The organism is Ferruginibacter sp., from assembly GCF_031430955.1.
Classification (GTDB): Bacteria; Bacteroidota; Bacteroidia; order Chitinophagales; family Chitinophagaceae; genus Ferruginibacter.
Genome location: NZ_JANPCM010000625.1, coordinates 1 through 6,564 on the forward strand (window position 1 = coordinate 1; position 6,564 = coordinate 6,564).

Genomic DNA, 6,564 nt, shown 5'->3' on the forward strand with positions numbered 1-6,564 from the left:
CACATATTATTTTTCAACGTTTTGGAAAAGTATTTGATCAAACCTATACACGTTTTCTCGACTTGCAAAAAGCAGAAGCACAAGCAAGAGAAGCGCAAATAGAAACAGCCCTGGAAAAAATTCGGTCCCGATCACTTGCTATGCATAAAAGTGATGAACTAAGTGAAGTAGTTGTCCAAGTGCAAAGAAAATTTCAGGAACTGGACATTTCCATGGAAGCAAGGGTAGCGGTAGTTGTTGTATTTGATAAAGATTCAAGAAATTTTAATCAATGGGTGGCTTCCCCTGACTTTTCTAATATTTATATCTCAACGCCTTACTTTCAAAACCCAATTTTAGATGATTTCTGGACGGCCAAAGAAAGTGGAGTTAACTTTTATAGTAAAGCATATTCAACAGAAGTAAAAAACAGTTATTTCCAATTCTTTTTCGAAAACTCCAGTTATGAAAATTTCGAGGGGCTTGAAGAACAGAAAAAATGGCTTTTTGAGCAAGAGTTTTATTCTTATTCACCGGCATTCGAAAAAAATTCAAGTATTGGTATCGCAGATTTTTCCGGGAATTTACTTAATGAAAGCGATAAAGAAATAATAAAGCGTTTTGCAAAAATTTTTGAACAAGCTTATGTACGCTTCCTCGATCTGCAAAAAGCAGAAGCACAGGCAAGAGAAGCTCAAATAGAAGCTGCTTTGGAAAGAGTAAGAAGCCGAAGCATGGGCATGCAAAAAAGTGAAGAGCTCAAAGAAGTAATAAAAATTGTTTATCAGCAAATGAGGCTTTTAAACATTCATCTTGACCATGCAGGTTTTGTTGTTGACTATAAACCGAAAGCTGATTGGCATTTTTGGATTGCTGATGAGCAGGACATTCCATCTAAAATATCGCATCCATATTTTGAGTCTGTCTGGGCAAATCAATTTAACGAAGCAAAAGAAAAATGGACAGATTTCTTTGCCACCAATTTAAATTTTGAAGAAAAGAACAAATTTTACAATCAGCTTTTATCCTATGTTCCCGGATTAACGGAAGCATCAAAAAAATTTTATTTAAGTTGTCCTGGGCTAGCAGCATCAACCGTATTGCTAGACAATGTTGGACTGTATATCGAAAACTTTTCAGGCATTCCTTATTCGAATGAAGAGAATACTACCCTTATGCGTTTTGGAAAAGTATTTCAACAAACCTATACCCGTTTTCTCGATCTGCAAAAAGCAGAAGCACATGCAATACAAGCTGAAGAGGATTTGATAAAACTGCAAACAGAAAAGAAAAAAGCAGAAGATGCTTTAACTCAATTACAGGTCACACAAAAACAATTAATTCAATCCGAAAAAATGGCTTCTCTCGGCGAACTCACCGCAGGTATTGCCCATGAAATTCAAAACCCATTAAACTTCGTCAACAATTTCAGTGAAGTAAGCAACGAGTTGATTGATGAAATGAAAGATGAGTTTAAAAAAGGTGATACAGAAGAAGGGTTTGCTATTGCTGATGATATTAAACAAAACTTAGAAAAAATTCTTCATCACGGCAAAAGAGCCGATGCTATTGTAAAAGGGATGTTGCAGCACTCCAGCAGCGGCAGTGGTAAAAAAGAAGCAACTGATATTAATAAACTGGCTGATGAATACTTAAGGTTAGCTTATCATGGATTACGGGCAAAAGATAAATCTTTCAACGCCACCATGAAAACAGATTATGATGAAACGATTGGCAATATCAACATCATTCCGCAGGATATTGGAAGAGTTATTCTTAATTTAATTACCAACGCATTTTATGCTACCAATGAGAAAGCTAAATTGGATTTTGATATTTACGAACCAATAGTGACTGTTACAACTAAAAGTCTTGGCACCCCTTCAGGGGATGGGGGCAGCATTGAAATTCGGGTTGCTGACAACGGCAACGGCATCCCTCAAAAAGTATTAGATAAAATCTTCCAACCTTTCTTTACCACCAAACCAACAGGACAAGGAACAGGCTTAGGATTATCATTGAGCTATGATTTTGTAAAAGCACATGGTGGTGAGTTGAAAGTGGAAACCAGGGAAGGTGAAGGTGCAGAATTTATTATCTTACTATCTGTTTAAATATATAATTGATGCCAGCATTTCTGAAAAAAATTACGGGTATAATTTTGCTTTGCCTTACTTGCTTTTTTACGAAAGCGCAGCTGGTATTACCGCCAGTGTATGAAATAAAATCAGACACTATCGATTTTCAGCAACTGGACAATAATTTCTGGCAAATCCTTACTGATAAAGATGGAAAGCTTACCATTGACGAGGTATCCGTATCCAACCGGTTTCGCAATGCCTCATTAAAATTAGATGATACCCTTGCAAAAGCATACTGGATCAGGTATAGCCTGAAAAATACAATGATAGGAGAGGCCGGCATTGCATTGAATTCTTTATCCGATTATGATGATTTTTATATAGCTCAGCCAGGTGGAAAATGGAAGCATTACATAAGTGGGGAAAAATATGACTGGAACAAAAAAGACGGGTTAAAAAAAACAAACTGCATTCCTTTTCCCATGCAACCTGATGCGCAGGTGCTCGTATACCAACGGGTTGCTAATGATGCTTACGGACTAAAATCATTCTTTGCTGTTTATATTGTTAGTACGGCCAAAATAATCCAGGACAATTATGTGGCCCCTTTTGAAAATACCAACAAAAGGTTTAATATTTTTTCTTTTGATCAGCTTAAGGATATGTTCATTATTGGCTTTCTTGTTTTTGCCGGCTTTTTCAACCTGTTTTTCTTTGCTGTGGTTCGTGAAAGAATGTACCTGTATTTTTCGCTTTTCCTTTTCGCCTTGTCTTCAAATCGTCTTTTCAATACCTCCTACAGGTATTTCTTTGAAATGAGGCCTGACTTTGTTCAGTATGTTTTTTATCTATATATTGCCTGGGCCTTCATACAGTTTTTTTTGATTCACTTTATCAGGTATTTTTTTAAAACCTATGAGTTTTACAAAAAGTGGGACAGGTTTTTATTTTTTCAGAGCTTTTTTTGGGCACTGGTAATTTTCCTGAAAAATCTGATCACCACTATACCTGGCTGGTGGAATAAGACATTATCATTCTTAAACTTATTGCCTCTACCGATCATTTTTATCTCTCTGCTCATCACCCTGTTTTTATTTGTTGCAAAAGCAAGAACTGAAAAATTTACCCGGCTAATGATCATAGCTGCTTTCCCTTTTGTTTTTTGGTATGCCACCAGTTTATCATCTGAGGTTACTGCACAATTTACCAGTAGCAAACTTTTCAGTTCCCTTTACCAATGGACACATACTAATTTCCGGACGATCGAAATAATCTGTATGAGCTGGTTTGTATTGTTTTCTTCAAGGATATTATTTTTAAGGTATAGCCAGTTACAAAAAGACAATATTCAGCAGGCGCTGGAAAAAGAAAAATTGCTCAGGGATAAAGAACTGGAAAGAACACAATTGATAGAGCAACAAAAAGAATTGCTCGAAAAGCAGGTAGAGGAACGTACCAGTGAATTAAAACAATCTATAGAAGAATTGAAAGCCACACAATCCCAACTCATCCAGTCTGAAAAAATGGCCTCACTCGGTGAACTTACTGCAGGCATTGCACATGAAATACAAAATCCTTTGAATTTCGTCAACAATTTTTCGGAAGTAAATAAGGAATTGTTGGTAGAGATGAAGGATGAAATTAAGAAGGGGAATATTGATGAGGTAAATGCTTTAGCAGATGATGTAATTGCAAACGAAGAAAAAATAAATCATCACGGCAAAAGAGCCGATGCCATTGTAAAAGGAATGCTGCAACACAGCCGCAGCAGTAGTGCCACTAAAGAACCAACTGACATTAATAAATTGGCCGATGAATATTTGCGATTAGCCTATCATGGCTTGCGTGCAAAAGACAAATCCTTCAATGCAACATTAAAAACAGATTTTGATGAAAGCATTGGCAACCTCAATATTATTCCGCAGGATATTGGAAGGGTAATTTTAAATTTAATTACCAATGCATTTTATGCGGCGACCGAGAAAGCCCTGTCGGCGGTTGCAACCTCGGCAACGGCTAAATATGAACCAACTGTTTCAGTAAGTACAAAAAAAATTGCTGATAAAGTTTTGATTGCCGTAAAAGATAACGGCAACGGCATCCCTCAAAAAATATTGGATAAAATTTTTCAACCCTTCTTTACCACCAAGCCTGCCGGACAAGGAACGGGCCTGGGTTTGAGTTTGAGCTATGATATTGTAAATGCACATGGCGGTAAGTTGAAAGTGGAGACGAAAGAGGGTGAAGGAACTGAGTTTATTGTTGAATTACCAAATTCTTAAACTAACAGAATGAAACTATTTTTAAAAATATTATTACTTCTGCTGCTGCCTGCTTTTACTAAAGCGCAGAAGAATAAAAAACTTCTCGACAGCCTGCACCAGGCTTTTAAAAATGCAGTCAGCGATACCATCCGTATGGAAATTTATAAAAACCTGGGGTGGTATTATCAACATATAAACCGTGACAGTACAATTTTTTATGCCGGACGGTCAATGCAACTTGCAAGGCAACTCAATCAAAAATTAGATGAGGCCGAAGTATTAACCCAGTGGGGTAATGCCTATCAATTTTCGATGAATTACCCCAAATCGCTGGAATCATTGGCGCAGGCATTGCGCATTACACAAAACCCTGAAAGTGAAAAAAATACCCGGCATTTACCCAATGGATACGCCACACCACAAGCTTACCGGCTTCATCTTTTAGGATATAATCATCATTTTATGGGTGTTCTGTATGCAGCCACAGGAAATATAAATAAAGAAATTTCAAGCTACCAGGAAGCAATAAAATTGGCTGTTTATATTAATGACACCGATTTGGAGGGATACAGCAGTATGGAATTAGGAAGGGTATATATAGCCCAAAACAAACTTGATTCCGCACTGCTGCTTGAGCTAAGGGCACTTGCCATTTTTTCAAAAACAGCGAATTACTACGAAGGCTTTGTTCATAATAAACTTAGCGAAATTTATTTTAGAAAAGGGAGCACCAATTTATCGAGGGATGCTTTGCTTAGGGCAGCACAAATTGGCGAAGAGCGCAATAATCCGTTCACATTGGGGGCCAGTTATATTTCATTAAGCCATTTTTACAAGGTTGTAAAAAAACCAGACTCCAGCCTTCTTTTTGCTTATAAAGCGTTGCAAACTTATCAACGTTTAAGGGATCCTTTGGAAATAGCTATTGCTGATTCCCTGGTTTCGTCGGTGTATAGCTACCAAAATAAAACGGACAGCGCATTTGCGTATTTAAAATTAGCTGCTGCATTAAAAGATAGCCTGCATTATGTAAAAATAGAAAAGCTGAATAAATTTCTGAATATAGGTTTTGATGAGCAAATGCGGTTGAAAAAATTGGAGGAGGAAAAAATTCTATCGCAAACTAAAATCAGGACCTATGCTATGTTGGCCGGCATTGGCGTGTTGATGTTTATCGCTTTTATGTTTTACAGAAATAATCGCAGCCGAAAAAAAGCAAATGAGTTATTACAAAAACAAAAAGAAGAAATAGAAGTGCAAAAAATGAATGTAGAACATGCACTCGTTGAGTTAAAATCCGCCCAATCCCAACTTATTCAATCAGAGAAGATGGCCAGCCTTGGAGAACTCACCGCAGGCATTGCACATGAGATACAGAACCCATTGAACTTCGTCAATAATTTTAGTGAAGTAAGTAATGAGTTGATTGATGAAATGAATGAAGAGATTGGCAAAGGAAATATAGAAATGGCCAAAGAGATTGCAAATGATTTAAAACAAAACTTAGAAAAAATAAATCATCACGGCAAACGTGCCGGTGACATTGTAAAAGGAATGCTGCAGCACAGCCGCAGCAGCAGTGGCGTAAAAGAACCAACCGATATCAATGCACTGGCAGATGAATATTTACGCCTGGCTTATCATGGTCTTCGTGCAAAAGACAAATCTTTCAATGCAACGATGAAAACTGATTTTGATGAAGCGATTGGTAACATCAACATTATTCCGCAGGATATTGGAAGGGTAATTTTAAATTTAATTACCAACGCATTTTATGTGGTGAACGAGAAAGCCCTGTCGGCGGTAGCAATGCCGACAGCGGCTAAATATGAACCTACTGTTTCAGTTGGCACTAAAAAAATTGCTGATAAAGTTGAAATAAAAGTGAGTGACAACGGCAACGGCATCCCTCAAAAAATATTAGACAAAATTTTTCAACCATTCTTTACTACCAAACCCACAGGCCAGGGAACAGGTTTGGGATTAAGTTTAAGTTATGATATTGTAAAAGCACATGGTGGGGAGTTGAAAGTAGAAACAAAGGAAGGGAAGGGAAGTGAATTTGTAATTTTTTTACCAATAAATACATGAGTAAATGAAAAACGAAGTGAAGCTGTTTGAGGAGCAAAAAGTAAGAACACATTGGGATGAAAAAGAAGAAAAATGGTATTTCTCAGTTATTGATGTGATTGCAATTCTAACTGAAAGTTCTAACCCGAGAGACTACTGGTTTAAAATGA

At 37.1% G+C, this 6,564-nt stretch carries 3 protein-coding genes; all 3 read left to right on the plus strand.

Annotated features, from left to right (window positions below; translation table 11 throughout):
- Nucleotides 1–140: 140 nt before the first annotated feature.
- Genes ACY65O_RS17710 through ACY65O_RS17720 form a run of 3 tightly spaced genes read left to right on the plus strand, consistent with a single transcriptional unit; the run spans nucleotide 141 to nucleotide 6,415 of the window.
- The gene (locus ACY65O_RS17710; RefSeq protein WP_462222191.1) at nucleotides 141–2,093 is read left to right on the plus strand and encodes a sensor histidine kinase; all 1,953 of its coding nucleotides are present in this window, start codon (nucleotides 141–143) and stop codon (nucleotides 2,091–2,093) included.
- 11 nt (nucleotides 2,094–2,104) lie between these two features.
- Entirely contained in the window at nucleotides 2,105–4,342 is a 2,238-nt protein-coding gene (locus ACY65O_RS17715; RefSeq protein ID WP_462222189.1) for a sensor histidine kinase, read from the plus strand.
- A 9-nt stretch (nucleotides 4,343–4,351) separates the two neighbouring features.
- Nucleotides 4,352–6,415, plus strand: a complete 2,064-nt coding sequence (locus tag ACY65O_RS17720) for an ATP-binding protein (protein ID WP_462222190.1) — start codon at nucleotides 4,352–4,354, stop codon at nucleotides 6,413–6,415.
- The last annotated feature ends 149 nt before the right edge of the window (nucleotides 6,416–6,564 follow it).